This is a genomic window from Candidatus Lokiarchaeum ossiferum (assembly GCA_025839675.1).
Classification (GTDB): domain Archaea; phylum Asgardarchaeota; class Lokiarchaeia; order Sigyniarchaeales; family Promethearchaeaceae; genus Lokiarchaeum; species Lokiarchaeum ossiferum.
This window is the reverse complement of the sequence record CP104013.1, coordinates 3,987,838-4,007,189: the sequence shown is the minus strand read 5'-3', so window position 1 is coordinate 4,007,189 and position 19,352 is coordinate 3,987,838. Positions and strand designations below refer to the sequence as shown.

Here is a 19,352-nt window from a genome sequence, read left to right as displayed (position 1 = left end):
AAAAATAAAAGCGTTATAGGAACACAATAGCAATTAAATTAATCAAGACGAAAAAGTTAATAACATCAATGAGTTTTTGGATAGATAACAAAATTGATTATTTGACATAAATTGAATCGTTATTGTGTGAATACCAGCATCTAACCCGCTGATTACATGCTGTAAAGAAATAGAGGTATAATCAGCAATGGTTCCTGATGACGATTGAACAAAAGCTTGCGGATTTGGGATTAAAACATCATCCAGCATGAAAAACACTTTCATATTGTAGGTATTACCTAAAGCAACATTTCCCGAATTAAAATTCAAATAAGTTGTCTCATTTCCCGTAATCGTGAATGTTATATTCAATTCAGAGGCAGTTTTTAATGTATCTGCACTATCCGGCATCAGAGCTCCAAAGTACTGCTTATACCATAGGCGGGTAATATTTCCTCCCAAATTCTCGGAAGAAGCCAGATGATTTTGAAGTAAGGTGGCATTACTCTCGGTCCATAGAATCACATTTTGCAGGAGTGTGGCATTTTCCGCGCACCAATCAAGTAAACTTAACATAAGACTCGCATTAGAATTACTCCACGATACTAAATTTTCAAGCAGCGTGGCATTTCCATCCAAAGATTCAGTTAATCTCTGTATGAGTGTGGCATTTCCTTCCAACCAAAGTAACAAGTTTTGAATTAAGTCAGTATAAGAGGTCGCAATTAAGTTAGATATTAAGGTCGCATTTCCAACAGACCAATCCATTAAGTGTTGAATCAGCGATGCATTCCCCGAAGACCAAACAAGCAAATCTTGAATCAGAGAAGCATTCCTTTGCCCCCAGTAGAACAAATTTTGAACTAATGTGGCATTCTTCTCCGCAGAAAGAATTAGTTGATCTAAAATACTGCTATTTCCGTGAGACCAGCTAATCAATTGGTGAATCAATGTCACATTTCCATCTAAATTTTTAACTAACTCATTAAATTCAGCTTCATAAAATAAGGGACGATCTGAACTATTAAGGGGATCCGAACCATATGATACTTCGTACCCATCACTAAAACTATCGGTATCGGAATCGATTTGCCACGGATTAGTTCCTAACTTCTGTTCTTCTCGATCGCCAAGCCCATCATGATCAGAATCCCATTCAAAATCGTTAATTATGGAGATATTAATAGAGTCTTCGCCTTGATTAAACGCAACATCTATCACGAGTATTGATAAAGTATAATTACCATCAGAAATTGTCGAGGAATTCCACAAAAATGGAAGAGTCGTTCCAATCTCCGTTCCATTTATCCGTATAGAGATGGAGTAATTTGAGTTTTCATAGATTAGCCCCCGAATAGTAATCATCCCAAAAACTTGCTCGTCTAAATCGGGATCTAAAATTCCCACCACTGGATCATCGCGATCAACAAAATCAAACCCCGGATAAAATTGTGCCAGTAGTGCCCCCATTGCAATTAATATTGCAATAATTGATGTTCCCATCCCCAAATTTCCTTTTTTATTTGGCAATTCAATACCTCACATATTGGATTCTTCCTCGAGTATTTTTTTCTTAGGTATTGTAATCTTTTCTTTCGTTTTATTAGGAATATTTCAGTATAATCGGAGAAAAAAGAATTATTAATTTGGATAAAATAAAGTAAATAAAATAGAAAATGACCCTATTTTAATTCAATTAAGTTCAGTAAGATATTCCCAAATTATTTCTGATAATTAACAAGTTTTAATATAAATATTATCAGAATAATATTAACTATGATATACGCTTTAAATGTAAATCAATGGATTAATCTATCGATAAATGTGGTACTTTTAGTTTTATTGGTTTTTCTGGTGATAAGAATTGTTAAAAATCAAGCAGATATCCCATACATTATAGCATCAGTATTTTGTGCTTCATTTGGGAATATTTTCTATTTTGTCATGAATATTTATGATTCATTTTTTGCAATAATCGGTGTATCTTCTACATACTTTTCATTTCTTTTTCTTTACATGCATTACATTTATCTTAGCAATGACAGGCTGAACATTGGGATCTACAGTTTAATCACTAGTTTCATTGTGTACACCCTTATATTAGCGGTGCAACTTATCAGTTATTCAGGTCAATTCTCATCTGATCAAATTTCATATTCTTTAGATTGGATGTATATTATTGGTTCAACCGCATCTTTAATAGCAATTTGCCTCAGTTTTTGGATGATTCTGCAAAACTATCGAAATACAAAAAATAGACAAGTATTCATTGAATTTATTGGAATTATCTTCCTCACTTTTTACAGAATTATCTTCTTTATCCGAGATATTTCAGTAATACAGGACCAAATATTTAGCATCATTGGATTAGTTTTTGCTTTTTTGGGTTTGACAATAATTATACTCAATTATATTCGAAATCCAAAATATCTCTACTCTATTCCCTTTCCAATTCATTCGTTTATGATATATGATCATGCAGGATTACTGATGTATTCAAAACATTTTAAATTTGAAGAAGCAAGCGCTGATGTTAATCGTGATATCCTGATTACGAGTGCTTTTACTGCTCTTAATTCTCTTATCAAACACAATTTGGGAATTGGTGGAGAATTAAATCGTATAGAAGCAACAGGATTTTCGATTTATTTTGTAAACCTTCCAGATAATGCGGGGAGATTAGGTGTTATTTCAGAAGGCCGCACAAAATTCTTTACACAATCTTTAAAACGATTTGTATCATCTTTTCCAGATGAAATAATCCAAAGCTTCATAAAAACGCATAAATTCCCAGATAGAAAGCAAATTGATGATTTAATTCAGAATGCCTTTCCTTATGTTGATTTTGCAAAATGATCCAATTAGGATTTGAAGATATCTGGCATTAACACTCTAAAATTGCATATACATTAGGAATGTGGTTCTTTTTTCACACTATTTCAGTAAGTTCGCATAATTATTTTCACCGATTGAAGTTAGTATTCTTCTATTTTAATCAACAAGATTCGTCAATCTAAGGAAAAATTTTGATTGGCCACAGGATTGTTAGGAAACTGGAAGTATTTGCCTGCAATATAGGCAAGTTGGTTTATATCACCATGTTTTAGCTTACCATCCTCAACTAGGGATTCATCGGCGTGTATGGCAACAATTTCACCAAAAAAACTGGTATGAGAGCCAAAACTATGCTTTTTTATTATTTTACACTCAATATTAAAAGGAAATTCCTTAATTCGAGGAACAGATACAATTGAACTGGGTTCTTTGGTCAATTTTAACATTTCCCATTTATTTAATTTTCTTCCCGAACGAGTTCCACAATAATCTACTGCATACATTTGATCATCCCTTGGGAGATTGATTACGAATTCCGGAAGTTCTTCAATTAAGTGATAAGAATACCTTTGGGGATGGATCCCAATAGCGATAATGGAAGGCTTAAAGCATAATTTACCTGCATAGGCAAGGGTGATCAGATTGGCATGATCAAAATCTCCCACTGAAATAACCGCCGTTGGAAGAATTAAAGGATTCTGTGATAAGGATAACGATATTTTTCCCATTGTTTTAAATTAATGGTGAACCTTCTTAAATTCTACATCTATCACAGGGGGAAAGTTTTTATTCCCACATAGTCACTATGTGTTTATAATGACAAATGCAATTCTAGTCGTGGGAATTATATTTCTAATAGTTGTCGTAGTCGGAATTCTTGGTTCTTGGATTTTGGATCGAAAATCTAAAAACCGTCGGATGGAATCCCAAAATATCCGCCAGAATCCCCAAGACTCTGAAAACACACTTGACGAAGCAAAAAGACGGGGAAATGAGGATTATCAGAGAAATATCAATCAAGTCATTTCTGCGGGTAAAACCTTCAAGGGAATCTAGATTTTGTATTCCTCCAAATAAATGGATAAAATATGGATTTTTCATAAAAAATGTAAAGGTCATTTTTTTCTCTCCAATTTTTCATGCTAGGGTGAATTTCACAATCTAGTTTTATCACTTCGGTCACTGATTCTAAAAAACCACCATTATTACCTTCTTTTTTTGAATTTTTCGACATTTATGAACTAAAAATATGAATACCAATTCAGATAAAGTATATAATTTTAAAGTCAACAATCTTTAGTAATATTATCACAAAGTTTTCGTCTCTCGACGATTACAAAATCGCATGAAGCATTCATGCATTACAAGGTGTTCATTATTAGAGAAGAAGTCGATTATACAGAAGCTTTAGAAGCATTTAAAGATAATTCCTTTATTAAACTCGAACCATGGGGTATGAGCGTTGATCATCTCCGTTTAACTATCACAGGCCGACCCAATACTCCCTATGAGGGCGGTAAATTCATGTTTGAAATCAAAATGGGTGAGGACTTTCCTTTCGCGCCTCCCTATTGTTACTGTCATACCTTGTTGTGGCATCCTAACATTGACTCATCTATAGGTCCAGGCAAACTCAATATCTGTTTAGATTTAGTGAATCCGGAATTAGTAGGAAAAGTAGACATAAAAACAGGTGCAAGTGGCTGGACACCTTCCAAAACGTTAACAAACATCATTGAAGCATTGAAAGGTCAGATCCATTGTGAGCCCCCCTTCTTCAATCCTGCTGATCCGTTAAATTTTGAAGCGGGAGATCAAGCGTTGAATCATTACAACAAGTTTGAATCAAAAGCGAAAGAATGGACCAAGAAGTATGCGATGAATTAAGATTTTTTAGATCCAGTCAATTTTATTGTTGGAATATGACATGAGACCCACTACATATAACAGATTTGAAGAATTGTATATAATTCTGTAATTTATGGTCGTGGGTGCCGTCTAAGGCAATTTTTTTCTCTAATTCACTATACAGTGGATCGTTTTTTTCTAGCTTTTGGGCAAGTAATAATTGAGCAATTAATTTTCATAGATTTTTTTTACTTACGCTCGATTTAATTAATGGAAAAAAGAAGTAAGCAAATCAAAATTATTGATAGATTAATCACAATCAAAGAAAATATTATTAGGATAGTTATCAAAGAAAATATTATTAGGAGAATAATTTTAGGTTAATAAGTTTAAACAAGCCTTTCCTATCTTAAAAATGGAAAAATGAAAATATAATGCAAGAAGAACCAATTTCATCGGCAAAATACTTTACTAAAACAGCCATCCCAAGCCATCTTATTCGAAATTCGTTAGGACATTCTGTTTTGCACAAAATAGCACTACCACTGATTGAATTACTCCAGACATCCCTTGCAATTTATGAGATCGATGGAAGCTATGCGTATGAACTATTTACCTCAAATTATTGCAAAACATTGTCAGACGCTTCCTTTAATCTTTGTAAGTGTCAGGATCAAGCGACTGCAATCCAAAGTGGAAAGTGGCTTTGCCATGAATCTTGCTGGACAGACTGCTCTAAGCGTTCTATTGAAGAAAAACGACTTGTACGCATAACATGTCATGGAAAAATACAGATGGTTGGAGTCCCTATATTTTTAGATGATTTAGTCATCGGCAGTATTAATGTTGGTTATGGTAACCCACCTACTGATTTTCATGAGTTAAAAGAACTTTCTTTGAAATTTAAGATCCCGATGGAGAAAATACAGGAAGCTCTGAATAATTATCCGCAGTTTTCTTCAGAATTTGATCGATATATTACAAATTATTTATCTACGCTTTCCTATTTAATTGGAAAATATGTGGATCAAGCTCTTTCCTTCGAAATGCTTAAAAAGGAGCAAAATAAATTTTTAAAGTACCTTGATCTCGCAGGAGATATTACCGTTGTGTTGGATCAGAATGCATGCATCAATTATATTAATGAACCGGGGGCAAAATTGCTAAATTACAATATCTCTGAAATACTAGGAAAAAATTGGTTTGACACTTGTATTCTTCCAGAGAGAAAAGAGGAAATAAAAAAAGTTTTCAAAGAGACTGTAAAAGAAAAGAAAATTAGTTTTAGCGTTTACGAAAATCCCGTTTTGACAAAAGATGGAACTCAAAAATTAATCCTTTGGAAAAATAGTACTATCCCGGACAGATCAGGAAATTTAGAAGCTAGCCTAAGTGTAGGGATTGATATCACCCATCAACGAAGTATGGAAAAACAAATCATTCTGGAACAACAGAAAATGAGTTCCTTTATCCAAACCGTTCCATTTAGCGTAACGGTGGTCGATAAAAATGGAGAGATCACATTTGCAAATGAACATGCCAAACAAATTCTAAATCTTCGTAAAACAAGTCCAAACCCTATGAAATATGATAGTCCAGAATGGTTAATCGAAGATATTAACGGAGAACCATTACCAAATAATAAACTTCCATTTCAAATCGTAAAATCAACCCAAAAACCAGTATTCAATATCATCCATTCCATACGTTACAAATCTCAAAAGAGAAAAATATTGTCTATTAATGCGAGTCCCATATTCGATTCTGCAGGCAATTTCGACGGAATGATTGCAAGTATTGAAGATATCACCAAAAAACTTCAGGATGAAGCAGAATTAGCAAAAAATAGGAATATTGAATCACTGGGAGTTCTGGCAGGAGGAATTGCCCATGATTTCAACAATATTTTAACAATTATTATGGGAAATCTATCTCTTGCGGATTTATTGTTAGAATCTAAGGATATAAATCAAGTGAAGAATGTTATTTCTGAAGCGCAAAATGCATCCATCCGAGCTCAGAAGTTAACCAAACAATTATTGACCTTTTCTAAGGGTGGAGCACCAACATTAGAAAAAATTTCCATTCAAGAAATGCTTTCTGAAATCATTACCTTTACGTTAAGTGGATCTAATTCAAAGCCAGATCTACAAATTGACGATGATTTATGGCCCGTTGATATCGATTCTGACCAAATTTCCCAAGTAATTCAAAACCTTGTTTTAAATGCAAGCCAAGCGATGGAGAATGGGGGATTAATTAAAGTTGTTGCTAAAAATATTACTCCTACTGAGACAAAACTCTATAATCTGGATGAAAAGGATTATGTGATGATTTCTATCCAAGATTTTGGTTGCGGTATTGATCCACAAATTTTGCCCAAAATCTATGATCCTTATTTTACGACTAAACCTACGGGAACAGGTTTAGGACTCTCTATATGTTATTCTATCATGAAGCAACATCATGGTGAAATTCAGGTAAAAAGCAAGCTACATGAGGGAACCACGTTTTTCCTATTTATTCCAAAAAGCAATAAAAGCAGTACGGAATAACTTCAAAAAAACAGAGAAAAAACAACCCAAATCCTTATCAAATTAGGAAATCACACCCCCTACTTCACGTTTTTTTCATTTCTTCAATTTTAGAATACTCAGACACGCAATGATAATCCTAGTTTGGTGGCAATATATTGTATTAAAGAAGAAAAATTCATGTCTTGTTTATACTACTTGAGTATTTATAGTAGGATCATCCAAAAAAAAAGGAATTAAATAGCATGAAAAAAGCGCACATTGAAGCAATTGACTATCATCAAGCCCCAAATGTAATAACTTCAGATTGGATTGAAGAACAGATTGAAGACACTTTAGGAAGGCTCGATATTCCGCGTGGTAGTCTTGAAAATATTACTGGAATAAAAGAACGGCGATTTTGGGAACATGGTATAAAATATTATGAAACAACTACAAAAGCAGCAATAAAAGTAATTGAAAAGGCTGGAATTGATTCTCAAGACATCGAATGTATAATCAACACTTCCATTTGTAGAGATTATATTGAACCTTCGCAAGCCAGCTTGGTTCATGGTAATCTAAATTTATCTCCCCATTGTTTCAACTTTGATATTTCCAATGCATGTTTAGGTTTTGTAAATGGGATGGAGCTAATTAAAACAATGATAAATGCAGGAAAGATCAAGAAATATGGGTTATTAGTATCTAGTGAAGGATCGATTAAGGCGTTGGAGAATACTCTCAGAATGTTAAAATCAACCAATTGCAAAATGGACGATTATAAGTCGAATTTTGCAACATTAACTCTTGGATCAGGAGCAGTTGCAATGTTAATTGCTAATGAAGATATTGCGGAATCCCAGCATGTTATAAATGATGCAGTAAATGTCGCAAATACTGCAGAAGATCATAATAAACTATGTCTTGCCAGTCTGGACCACTCCCAGATGTATGCAAATACTCATGGTATGATGGTAGAAGGAATAAAACTGGCAGTCAAAACTTGGGCTAAAGCGAATCAAACATGGCCAAATTGGAATGATCAATATATTGATAGGTATATCCCTCATCAAACGAGTAATCGACAAATTGAAGCTCTGTGCAATGCTTGTAAATTGAATCATGATAAATTCCATATTATTTTAGAAAAATATGGTAATATGGCATCTGCTGCATTACCTATGGCACTGATTGATGCTGCAGAAACCAAAACATTGAATGCGGGAGATCAAATCGCTTTAATGGGAATGGGAAGTGGATTAAACGGAACAATTATGAGTTTAACTTGGTAGAGTAATTTTAAAATATTCCAATGTGATATATCTTCACCAATTCTCCAAAATTAGATGTAATTTAAAAAAAGAAGACTTTATTTGAACAATAAAGTATTAAATATTTAAATACATTCTGTAATATATTTCATATATAAAATCTTTCTGCTTATTTTTTTTTGGAAATATAATTTTCAATAAGAAGTAATTTTTGTAGGTATGATCTCGATGCAATTAAAAAAAAAGTATTCTCGGTTATTTCTTATTTATTTTGTACTTTCATTGGAGCTAGCCACAATTGATGCGAATACGGAATCATTTCCAGCATTTCGGGAATCATATAATATTGAAAATGATGATTATATTCTATATGAAGTTAAAAAAAATCATGATTTCGATTCCTTTTATCAAATCAGAATAACTGACATACAAATCCTTGATGACTCACAATTTAAGCTAAATCTCCGACATTATACCACAAAATCTTATACAGACGCTTTGGATTTAAAAGAATTTTCAATAATCAAAGATGAAAATTTAACTATATCAAATAATCAGAGTTCCCAAGCATCTTTCTTCTGGATCTATCCCACAACTCTCCAATTTCAAGATTTTTTTTCAAATATCTCAATATCAGATTTCCAACTTGAGCAAAAGGCCGAAAATTTTTGGGATATTAATCAATCAATCATTGAGTCGGAGAATTTTAGGATCGATTTTCTTGATAATAATGAAACAGCATCCTTAATTTATGATTTATCCACATATACGGCAGGCAGCACCAGATTTACATATACAATCTTATACAAACTAAAATTTAACCAAACAACAGGGTATATATCTGAATTTTCGGAAGTATACCAAAAAATCCGGTTTTGCGATGGAGTCACATGCAATTTTGAAACTTCAGTACAGAGTTATTACATTAAAGAAACATCTATTAAAAACATAAGATCAGGCACGGAAAATTCCGATAAGACTAGAAAAATTAACTCATTTTCATTCATTGGAATTATTAGTACTATGTTTGTCAGCACTATTATATTAACAAAGAGAAAATCGAATCAAAAAAAAAGATGTTTATGATTATTCATATTAACATACTCTTCTTTTTAGTTATTCATTGTGAGATGTCAAATTGGAAGTTAGATGGAACTAAACAATTTTTGGTATTGAAAAATCACAAATTTAGTCCAATTAGACGTTTTGACCAGTAAGTAGAAAACTAATATTTTAAAAATAATAACTTTAAAATCAACCTATCGATGTACTGTATAACATACTGAAGGAAAAAAATTTTTCTTCACTCAGACATTTATTAAGTATCTACTACACAAAGGTGAATACAATTTCAGAAATTTGCATTGAAACCATAGATTTAACTAAGCAATACGGCAACGTCTCAGCGGTGGATAAAATTAATTTAAAAATTTCAAAAGGTAAAATTTTTGGATTTTTAGGCCCCAATGGGGCTGGAAAAAGCACAACAATCAGAATGCTTTCTACAATTCTCCCCCCAACCCAAGGAACGGCAATGATTTGTGGTTTTGATTTACAAAAACAACGTGATAAAATTCGAAAGTTAATTGGAGTTTGTCCCCAAGATCTCATTATGTATGAACTTCTCACAGCCCGTGAAAACATTCACTTAATTGCCAAAATGCATAAAATTCCCCCTCCAATATACAAGAAGCGAACTGACGAACTATTGACTAAAATGAATCTATTCGACCGCGCGGATGAAAAAGTGAAAGGATATTCTGGGGGAATGAAACGACGAGTCAATATACTCATGGCTGTTATTCATGATCCAGAAATAATTTTCTTTGACGAACCCAGTGCAGGGTTAGATCCCCAAAGTCGTAGAGTAGTTTGGGATTTTATTAAAGATTTTGAGAATAAAGGTAAAACAGTAATTCTAACCACCCATAACATGGAGGAGGCAGATGATCTCTCTGACGAGCTGGCCATAATTGATCACGGTAAAATTATTGCACAAGGAACCCCTCAAGAATTAAAAGGAAAGGTAGGGGAAGGTGATGTTATTGAATTCCGCTTGATGGAAAAAGAACTTAACAAACGGGAACAAATAGTTCACTTTTTGGACAAACAAACATCAGTGCTTTGGGCGAAGGAGTTAGGAAAAGAACGAATATCTTTTAGTGCTCTCAATGGTTTAAGGAAAATTTCCGAGTTTTATGATCAAATCGATCAGAAGTTCAAAATAAAATTACGGGATCTTGTCATTCGGCAGAATACACTGGAAGATGTATTCTTAGATTTGACCGGAAAGGAGTTACGAGGATAAAATAATACAGGAGAGAAAAAATATGAAATCTTCAGAAAAAAATAAACCTGGCAATCAATCTTCCTTTTCCCAATTTACGGGAATCTTTAGCAAATATCTAAAAATCTCATATCGAGATCGTCCTTCATGGTTTTGGGTGATAGGATATCCTGTATTGTTCATGATAATTTTTACTATTGGATTACGTGGAAGCAGTGTGGCAACCTTTGATGTTGCATTTGTCTCTTATGATAGTATAGCTTGGGATGGACAAAATACAGGAGAAAGTGTTGATTTCGGTTCAGAATTTATAATCGGGTTCTTTGAGGATCCAGAGAGCCCTTTTAATGAAACAATAACAGCAATCGTAAACTTGAATGAAGAAGAAGCCCGAACTCAGGTTGTCTCAGGTGATATAGATGCTTTAGTAATCTTTCCCACCAATTTTTCAGAAATATTATTTGACCCCGCATTTCCCGAGGGACCTCAAGTTGAGATTTTTTGTCCTCCCGATCCCACCATTCAATCTATCGTGGGGAGTATAATTGAAGGATTGATCAATCAGATGATTGTCCAACAAGAAAATGTGAGTTTGAGTGAAATTAAAATTGAGGCGAGTCAAGAACAGATCGCCTATTTCGATTATTTAATGCCCGGAGTGGTAGTTGCGGGTGTCACTATCGCAATCATGAATATTGCCCAGAACATGGGAAGAGAAAAAGAACGAGGTCTTATGGAACGTCTTGATACTACCCCAGTACCCCGAGCGACCCAATTATTGGGAAACGGAAGTGCCCAATTAGTATTTTCTTCGATTCAGATAATCATTTTAATGCTATGTCTTGTAATATTTGGTGTGGAAATTCATCCGGAGGCAAATTGGTTTCTGGCATTTCTCAATTGTTTTATCTTAGCCATGACTTGCATTGGGTTTGGATTGATTGTGGCTGCTCTCGTGAAGGATTCCAATGCTGCAGGAGGACTTGCATGGATCTTAATTCTCCCCTTTCAATTCTTTGGGGGGACGATTGCGATCTTTTCAGCGGGATTCTTCAATAAAATATTCCCAACATATTATGCAGCCAACGCAATGCGAGCAATATTAGTACAAGGGCTGGGGATGGCTTACGTTTTGGAAGATTTATTGATCAATTTAGCCTTTGCCATTGGATCAATAAGTTTGGGGTTGATTGTTTTCAGTCGTAAAAACAGAGTATAGGAGAACAAAAAATGACAAAAAAAAATAAAATTACAATAGTGCTTTGTACATTTCTCGTCTTAATTCCCACATTTCCATATCAATTGAGCTCAAATTTACCTTCTGAAGATTATTTCGTTCCAGAACATTTAATTTCACCACATAGCTCTGCAGAAACGATCTATATTTGGGAACACAATTTAACTACAGATTTCCAGCAAGTATTCTTAAATCTAACTTTTGCATCGGAATATCAAGTAAATCAGACGCTGGATTTTATCTTAGATGCTTCAATTAATAATGGTTATATACAATTCCACTTCCTTCAAATTTTCTTTTTAGACAATAATAAAGAGGATTATGCGTCTTTAGAATCATTTTTAGGAGGTGTTGCCACCCCAGGATTAGCCTTTCACCAAAAAATATCACTAAATTTTACCCGAAATATTCTTCCCATCAATAATTCTGAAATTTCGTTTAAAATTGGCATGTACTGGAATGGAACACAATTTGATCAATATGTTGGGGATCAAGGTAGCTATTCTGTTGATTTGCTAAGCACTTATTCCGATTTCAAAAGTGAAGGGAGCGGAATATGGTTTCTTTTTTGGGAATTTCCGACTGTATGGATGGCAATTGTAGTAAATGGAGTCATAATAACTCTCGTTTTAGGTATGATCATATTTTTCCAAAAAAAGAAAAGAAATAACCCAAAAGAAACCCAAAAAAAAGGTGAAAAAGAAAACTTGAAATAGATAGATTCAACACAATAGAATTTATCATCACATCGCATGAATAATACGATTTTCCGAGAATTCGGTATTTTTTTTCATATTTTACAATTCTTATTTGCCACCAACTCATCTGTTTTTTTCATGAATCCGTTGAATAAAAATAAAATTCATAAGAAGAAGAAAACCATTTAGAATGAAAATTTCGACGAATAGTACAACGAATGATCCATCAGGATTGAATAGCCCACCAATTGGCACTTCAGATCCCACAATTTGAAATATGAGCCAAACACCACCAAATTGAACAATATATTCAAGTAACAAGAGGGGGATTAATAGAAAAGAACGACTAAAAATTTGCCCGTAGATAGTTTGCCATTCATTTTTTGCATCGATCCATGAATTCTGAAGATTTTTTCTAAAAGTAATTTGAGGTTGCTTCAATTTGATATAGAAGAAATTTATAACAATATAAACCAAGATTATTGACATCAACCCAAAAAGTACTTCTAAAATGATGAAAAACACACCTACATATGCAAAAGAAATTAGTTGGGAGACAAAAAAGACGATTCCATAAATAAATCCGCCCAAAATAACCCCAAAACTTAGAAATGTTCCGAATACAATAAAATAAGTCCGGAAGACTGAAACATAGGATTCAGATTTGATGGACTCGGGAGACTTAGGGTTTTGTGATTTTTGGAGTTGGGCATATTGAGATACTACAAACGGAATGACGATTAAAAGACTAATTATTCCCGGGATAAGTCCTAGAATAAATTGGCCAGAAGGCTGAAAAATAGTCAATAAAGTCATCACGAGGAATTGAAAAATAGAAAACAAAATCAATACAGTTCGCAATTTTGTGTTAGTTCTAATAATTTTAATGAAGTTGAAAATATTGAAATCGATCCAAAAATGGCTCTCTGGCTTTTCTATTGAATTAGAGTCTCTTATCATATCAATAATATAATTTTTATATTAATAAATTTGATCCAGTATCGATTTTCTACTAAGGATATGCACCTTAAAACAAAACGATAAATGAATTTGCTTTCAATGTTATTGAAACTTCCTTTTGGAAACAATTCCAGCACAAATTCGTTGATATAAAGAAATATTTTATGTTAAAAAAAAAAAATGAGAGAATTGTGTGAAAAAGGAAAAAAAATAAAATTAGAGGACAAGGTAGAGATTTCGAACAAATCGATTTTCGTATTTTTGACGTGTTTTAATCATGTTTTTCACCTGCATATTTGAGTATATTATTTAATTACTACAATGAAAACACCTCTTTGAATCATCTTGAGCCCGATTTTTATCAATTTCAAAAAAATACCTCCCAAATTTTTCACAAAATTTCTCATAGATCTATTTCCTTAAATGAGTGTTTATGTAATTAAACTTCTATCAAGAAACGTTATTATCTCTAGATGTGTTATTATCTCTAGAAATGGTTCCAATACCTTCAGATGAAAAAACTGAAAATACCAAAGATCGCCCCACTGAAGTTTGTGAGGATGAACCAGCGGATCACGTATTAGAAGTTCTTCATTCTCCGAATGAAAAGCCCGAAAAGCAAAATAAGTTAACCAATCAAGAAACGGAACATTTAGTTCCAACAAAATGGGATGAAGTTCAGTTTTCGTTTCCCCAACCCCGGGTGAAATTTGGAAAGGGGATGTTAGAAGAATTACCGAAGGCTATTTTTTCGCTTTTGGACCCCATGTTAATGCATATAAAAAAAGCGGCGATTGAACAGCCTAAATTGTTGATAGTTATCGGAGGAAAATCATTAAAATCTTCTGGAGCTTTAGATCGTTTATTAGCGGCTTGTGAAAGAAACGCTATTGTTACCTTAATATACTCATGTGGAAGTGGAGAAGCAACTATTGATATGGTAAATGAAGGAGTTCAAATTGCATTGGATGAGAAACCTCATTACATAGCGGGAATCGGAGGAGGGTCAGTAATAGATGTTGCAAAAGCAATAGCAGGTATTGCAACGAACGGAGGACTGGTAGAAGATTATTATGAAGGTAAACCTTTTGAGTTACCAGGAATACCCTTGATAGCTGTACCAACAACAGCAGGTACTGGATCCGAAATAACCAATAATGCCGTGCTTATCGATAAAGTGAATGGGTTTAAAAAAAGCATTCGAGGAAACCAACTCATTGCAAAGTTCATCTTGTTAGATCCGGAATTAACCCTTTCTTGCCCTCCCGATATTTCGGCTTCAAGTGGAGCGGATGCATTTGTTCAAGCAATTGAAGCATATGTTTCTAAATTTAGCCATCCATTAGCCGATATTTATGCAATGGAAGCTATTGTGCTCATAAGTCGCAATTTGAAGAAAGTTTTTGAAAATGGACAAGACTTTGCAGCACGAGCAGAAATGTTATTAGGTTCATATTACGCAGGAGTTGCATTCTCCAATGTAAATTTAGGATTAGTGCATGGACTCGCCCATCCAATTGGAGTTAAATACGATATACCACATGGTAGAATTTGTGGAGCTTTATTACCTTGGGTAATTGATTATAACTTAGAATGGCAAGCGAAAAAATATGCCAACATTGCAAAAGTGTTAAGTCAACTTGATTTATTCAATAAATACGAGCCTGAAGGAACAGATTACGAAAATGCACGAAGATTAACGGGAATGATAAAAGAAATTTTCTCCCAAGTACAAATCCCGCTAAGATTACAAGACATAGGTGTATTAAAAGAAGATTTTGAGTGGATTATCACCCAGACCAAGGGAAGATCAGTGAATGCCAATCCCCGTCCAATTGATCCGGAATCATTACGACAATTATTGGACAAAGCATGGTAATTTTTTTTAAATCAAAACTAGGATGCTTGAGAATGAAAATTATTTCAGAAGAAGAACAGCCTGTTCACGGAGGAGTACGATATATGAATCGAGGTCCAGATATTGACTGGGGTTTGATAACATTGCAACCAGGAGAAGAAAAACCAGCACATTTTCATGAACATATGGGTGAAACCTTTTATGTACTCCAAGGAATAATGACATTTAAATTGGAAAAAGAAGAAATCCAGATCCCAATGGGATCTGCAATTCGCTTGGAAGCCAATGAATCGCATGGATTAGAAAACAAAGAAAATAATCCAGCTAAACTGATTTTCATTAAAGAAAAATATCTCCCTGAAGATAAAATCAATTGCACTTAAAACCTATTCATAAAAAATACAACTTGCTTTTTTGTTGTAAAATTATTTTTTGATAAAAATAGAAATGAAAAAAGAAAATTAATACTTCTTGAATTTAAGAAATCCAATTACTACCATCACGGCACTAATTCCTCCGAAATACAAAATTATTGCAGGAAAATGACTTTTGGAGGTAATAACCAAATTTTTATTATAATCCTTTAGAGAATTAGCGGTTAAATTTTCTTGGGAATTTCCTTCTGCATCAAGAATCTCAATAGTAAAATCTGATATCGGTACATTTCGAATCAAGATATGCCCTTGGGAATCTGTAGTTTTAGGTGCAATGGGGTAATTTTCAAAATTACTCATCAAAGTTCCATAAGGAATGTCGTTAATATAAATATTAACTTGAACATTAGCCAAAGGTGTCTGAATGCGATCGGTCACCGTCAATTTTAAATCATAAACTCCAATATAGCCAACAGTTATGACATCAATTTCACCTTTAAACAAGAGATATGGAGTTAACTGACTTTGGGCGAGCATCGAAATACCATCGATAAAAACTTTACCTAGGCGTTCGCTGGGTGTAAGATACGCCGATCGATTAACATTTTCAACGGAAACATCTCGACCTAAAGCACTACGGAGATCTGGATCACCCCACAAGTGGGAATAATATATGGATGTATCATTAAATCCAAAATAGACTAACATTAAGTCCGCCGGACCTTCAGTAATAGTTATTTTGTAATCGCGTTCACGACGATCCGTTCCGGATACAAGGCGATCTTCACACCAAAAGCCGTCTACGACTTCCAAAAATTCAACTGTGAAATTTGCATAAAATCGACCCTCAATTGACACTCCCGAAGAAATGTTAAGATAATCGTCAATTTGAATAATTTTTTCATTTAATAAATTTGTATCGTAGGAAAAATCCGTTTTATTTAACTCATTATAACTTTCAACACTGACATCAAAGATTTCATTTTTATTTGGCAAATTTATGTTAGTTAGGGCTCGAATAGGTAAATTAGAAGAGCCTCCAATTTTTACATAATAATCATAAACTTGAGTAAATGTTGTGGACAAATTTGTCATGTATTGAGGAGCACCTGCTAAAATTTCGCCTTCTTCGGTTTCAACCCGGGTAGTTACAACTTTCCATTGGGAAACAGGCACCTTGACATTATAATTATATCTGATCCGAATGGAGTCACTTGGATCATTTAAATATTCATTTTCAAAATTATAGAAAAAGGTTTTTTTTCCAAGATTAGTCTCAGTATAAAATAAGGATTCGTTGGTAATTTCGATCCCATCAACTTTCAGAACGGATATTTCGGCGGGTTGAACGACTGGAGTGAATCCAACAACTTTTTCTTCCAAATCGGCAATGGATTCATTGTATGCCCATACTATTTCAGTTAAAAATTGAATAGTAATGTTGGCATCTCGATCAGTTGCTGTACCGACAGCATTAGAAGTAGAAGCGGTCTCAATTGTTCCAACAAAGGAAGTTTGATCATCATTATCAACAATATAAGTAATATTGCTATTGGCTACAAAATTTGTGACAGTCAAACTTTCGAGAACATTGACATCAATGATTTCAATATCACCTAAAGCATTTGAAAGGTCTTCCTTAACTGCTAAAGGTTCACTTGGTGCGGCATTCTCTGTAGATGCCAAAGGATTAAAACCCATTAATTGAGAATTGTTTACTGGATTTGGATTGTTACCATCTGTCAGATACTGACAAATCATGGAACATGCTAATAGGCCAAGCAAAACAAAAGATAATTTCGAAATTTGCTTTGCATTCTTCCGGCCACGCGTTTGAAACTGTGAATAACTAACCATCTTATTGACACTGATAAATATATTTTTATTATTATATAGGTTTCTGAGTAGATTTCCCTGTAAGGGAGAGCAATCAAGCATTTTCTGAAAATGCATCCACTCAAAGGGATATACCTTCTAATTATACTTTCAAATCAGCTATAAAAAAAAAGATAATTGGTGCATTGAAATGATTTTGATTTTCTCCAAGGAAGGGTTAATTTTTATGGAACTAGATGTTTTTTTAAATATAAAAAAAGCGGAAAAATAAGTACCATGATCAATCCACAATTTGAACAATATCTTGAAACGGCATCAATGGAATTTTTAGAGAATTTATCCAAATATAGCCAAATTTTATCAATTCATCATTCCGATGCAGATGGAATAACTGCAGGAGCCATAATTAAGCAGATGCTCAACCGATTAAAAGTAAAATACACCCAAACCTCCTTCAATTTAGAAATCTCATGGGAAAAATATCTAAGTTCTTTTAATTTTGATCCTTCAATACCACAAGCAATCATATTTTCAGATGTATGCCCATCAGGACAAATCTTAATAGATTTTCTAGAACAATTTCCCAATATTGACATATATAATTTAGATCATCATCTATTTCGCCCTGATCCAACGCGAAAGATGCCTGAAAACGTATATAATTGTAATCCAACCCAGTTTGGACTTCATGGGTTGAAAGAAATTGTAGGATCTACTTTGAATTATCTTTTTGCAAAAGCAGTTTCGGAAAAAAATACAAACTTAGCATGGTTGGCAGCATTAGGAATGGGGGGAGATACACTACAACACATCAATGAGTACAAGTCTTACAACCTATTAGTCATAGAAGAAGCCATTGAACTTGAACAAGTTATCCTCCATGAAGGACTCTGTTTATTTGGTGGCCAGAATGAACGGATCGATAAAGCCTTAGCGCAATCAATTCTCCCTTTTGTTCCCGAAGTTGAAGGTGATCCAAAAATAGCGAAGACCATATTAGAATCTTTAGAAATCATCCCTAAAACAAAAGTGAAGGAACTAACGATAAATGAAGTGAACCAAATTGTGGCAAGATTTACAAATCCCAATTTGAAAGGTAAGTTTCTAACCCTTCCAAAAAAAAAGGGATTGTTAGAATATGTTTTTGAACATGCTCAATTGATATCTATTTTAGGTCATGATCGACCAGATATTGCTACCAACTTACTTAGTGCAACAAAGGCCACAAAGGAATTTAAACAGAAATATTTAGATTATATTCAAGGAATTGTTAAGAATCTTACAACCTTTGTTAAAATGGACAAAATTGAATCCACTCATGCAATTATTGTAAATTTAACTGGAAAAATCCCCATTGAAATGTGGTCGGATACAGGTAGTTTTGCATCCATAAATCAAATCTATGACCCTTCTAAGATGTTATTTATTGGAGGAGAAACAAAAAGTGAATTTAAGTTTTCGGTTAGAACTACCTCCCAATTCATAGAATCTCATAATAATTCAGGAGTGAACATTGTAATCAAAAAAATTATGGACCAAATTGGAGGTGATGGAGGAGGACATGGATTAGCAGGCGGTATTCGCATCCCACTGGAACTTCTTCAACCTTTAATAGAACAAATCGATTCCATAATTAACAATCTATAAAAGAGA

16 protein-coding genes are annotated in these 19,352 nt (G+C 33.7%); 12 read left to right on the top strand and 4 right to left on the bottom strand.

The window, feature by feature from the left end:
- Window positions 1–42 precede the first annotated feature (42 nt).
- Window positions 43–1,509 (bottom strand): thrombospondin type 3 repeat-containing protein, encoded by a 1,467-nt coding sequence (locus tag NEF87_RS16955; protein WP_457916769.1) that lies wholly within the window; start codon window positions 1,507–1,509, stop codon window positions 43–45.
- A gap of 246 nt (window positions 1,510–1,755) precedes the next feature.
- On the opposite strand from NEF87_RS16955, the gene NEF87_RS16950 reads away from it, so the two are divergent.
- A complete protein-coding gene (locus tag NEF87_RS16950) occupies window positions 1,756–2,835 on the top strand; it encodes a hypothetical protein (protein ID WP_457916768.1) in 1,080 nt (359 codons plus the stop codon).
- Window positions 2,836–2,987: 152 nt separating this feature from the next.
- Here NEF87_RS16950 and NEF87_RS16945 read toward each other — a convergent pair whose 3' ends face one another.
- The gene (locus NEF87_RS16945; protein WP_457916767.1) at window positions 2,988–3,542 is read right to left on the bottom strand and encodes a flavin reductase family protein; all 555 of its coding nucleotides are present in this window, start codon (window positions 3,540–3,542) and stop codon (window positions 2,988–2,990) included.
- 88 nt (window positions 3,543–3,630) lie between these two features.
- Between NEF87_RS16945 and NEF87_RS16940 the strand changes: the two genes are divergently transcribed.
- The 8 genes from NEF87_RS16940 (at window position 3,631) to NEF87_RS16905 (ending at window position 12,689) form a co-directional block, all read left to right on the top strand.
- The gene (locus tag NEF87_RS16940) at window positions 3,631–3,870 is read left to right on the top strand and encodes a hypothetical protein (RefSeq protein ID WP_457916766.1); all 240 of its coding nucleotides are present in this window, start codon (window positions 3,631–3,633) and stop codon (window positions 3,868–3,870) included.
- A 300-nt stretch (window positions 3,871–4,170) separates the two neighbouring features.
- Window positions 4,171–4,701, top strand: coding sequence for a ubiquitin-conjugating enzyme E2 (locus tag NEF87_RS16935; protein ID WP_371802596.1), 531 nt, complete (start codon window positions 4,171–4,173; stop codon window positions 4,699–4,701).
- A 395-nt stretch (window positions 4,702–5,096) separates the two neighbouring features.
- Window positions 5,097–7,217, top strand: coding sequence for an ATP-binding protein (locus NEF87_RS16930; protein WP_457916765.1), 2,121 nt, complete (start codon window positions 5,097–5,099; stop codon window positions 7,215–7,217).
- 224 nt (window positions 7,218–7,441) lie between these two features.
- Window positions 7,442–8,470 (top strand): 3-oxoacyl-ACP synthase III, encoded by a 1,029-nt coding sequence (locus NEF87_RS16925; protein ID WP_457916764.1) that lies wholly within the window; start codon window positions 7,442–7,444, stop codon window positions 8,468–8,470.
- A 207-nt stretch (window positions 8,471–8,677) separates the two neighbouring features.
- A complete protein-coding gene (locus NEF87_RS16920) occupies window positions 8,678–9,535 on the top strand; it encodes a hypothetical protein (RefSeq protein WP_457916763.1) in 858 nt (285 codons plus the stop codon).
- Window positions 9,536–9,788: 253 nt separating this feature from the next.
- Window positions 9,789–10,757, top strand: coding sequence for an ABC transporter ATP-binding protein (locus NEF87_RS16915; RefSeq protein WP_457916762.1), 969 nt, complete (start codon window positions 9,789–9,791; stop codon window positions 10,755–10,757).
- A 22-nt stretch (window positions 10,758–10,779) separates the two neighbouring features.
- Entirely contained in the window at window positions 10,780–11,955 is a 1,176-nt protein-coding gene (locus NEF87_RS16910) for an ABC transporter permease (protein WP_457916761.1), read from the top strand.
- A gap of 11 nt (window positions 11,956–11,966) precedes the next feature.
- Window positions 11,967–12,689, top strand: a complete 723-nt coding sequence (locus NEF87_RS16905; protein ID WP_457916760.1) for a hypothetical protein — start codon at window positions 11,967–11,969, stop codon at window positions 12,687–12,689.
- 105 nt (window positions 12,690–12,794) lie between these two features.
- Here the strand turns inward: NEF87_RS16905 and NEF87_RS16900 are convergent, their stop codons facing one another.
- Entirely contained in the window at window positions 12,795–13,631 is an 837-nt protein-coding gene (locus NEF87_RS16900; protein ID WP_457916759.1) for a hypothetical protein, read from the bottom strand.
- A 493-nt stretch (window positions 13,632–14,124) separates the two neighbouring features.
- Here NEF87_RS16900 and NEF87_RS16895 point away from each other — a divergent pair, with 493 nt between their 5' ends.
- Both NEF87_RS16895 and NEF87_RS16890 read left to right on the top strand, forming a co-directional pair.
- On the top strand, window positions 14,125–15,510 hold the full coding sequence (locus NEF87_RS16895; RefSeq protein ID WP_457916758.1) for an iron-containing alcohol dehydrogenase family protein: 1,386 nt from the start codon (window positions 14,125–14,127) through the stop codon (window positions 15,508–15,510).
- A 32-nt stretch (window positions 15,511–15,542) separates the two neighbouring features.
- Entirely contained in the window at window positions 15,543–15,872 is a 330-nt protein-coding gene (locus tag NEF87_RS16890) for a cupin domain-containing protein (RefSeq protein WP_457916757.1), read from the top strand.
- A gap of 78 nt (window positions 15,873–15,950) precedes the next feature.
- On the opposite strand, the gene NEF87_RS16885 is transcribed toward NEF87_RS16890, so the two are convergent.
- A complete protein-coding gene (locus tag NEF87_RS16885) occupies window positions 15,951–17,720 on the bottom strand; it encodes a hypothetical protein (RefSeq protein ID WP_457916756.1) in 1,770 nt (589 codons plus the stop codon).
- Window positions 17,721–17,975: 255 nt separating this feature from the next.
- On the opposite strand from NEF87_RS16885, the gene NEF87_RS16880 reads away from it, so the two are divergent.
- On the top strand, window positions 17,976–19,346 hold the full coding sequence (locus tag NEF87_RS16880; RefSeq protein WP_457916755.1) for a DHHA1 domain-containing protein: 1,371 nt from the start codon (window positions 17,976–17,978) through the stop codon (window positions 19,344–19,346).
- The last annotated feature ends 6 nt before the right edge of the window (window positions 19,347–19,352 follow it).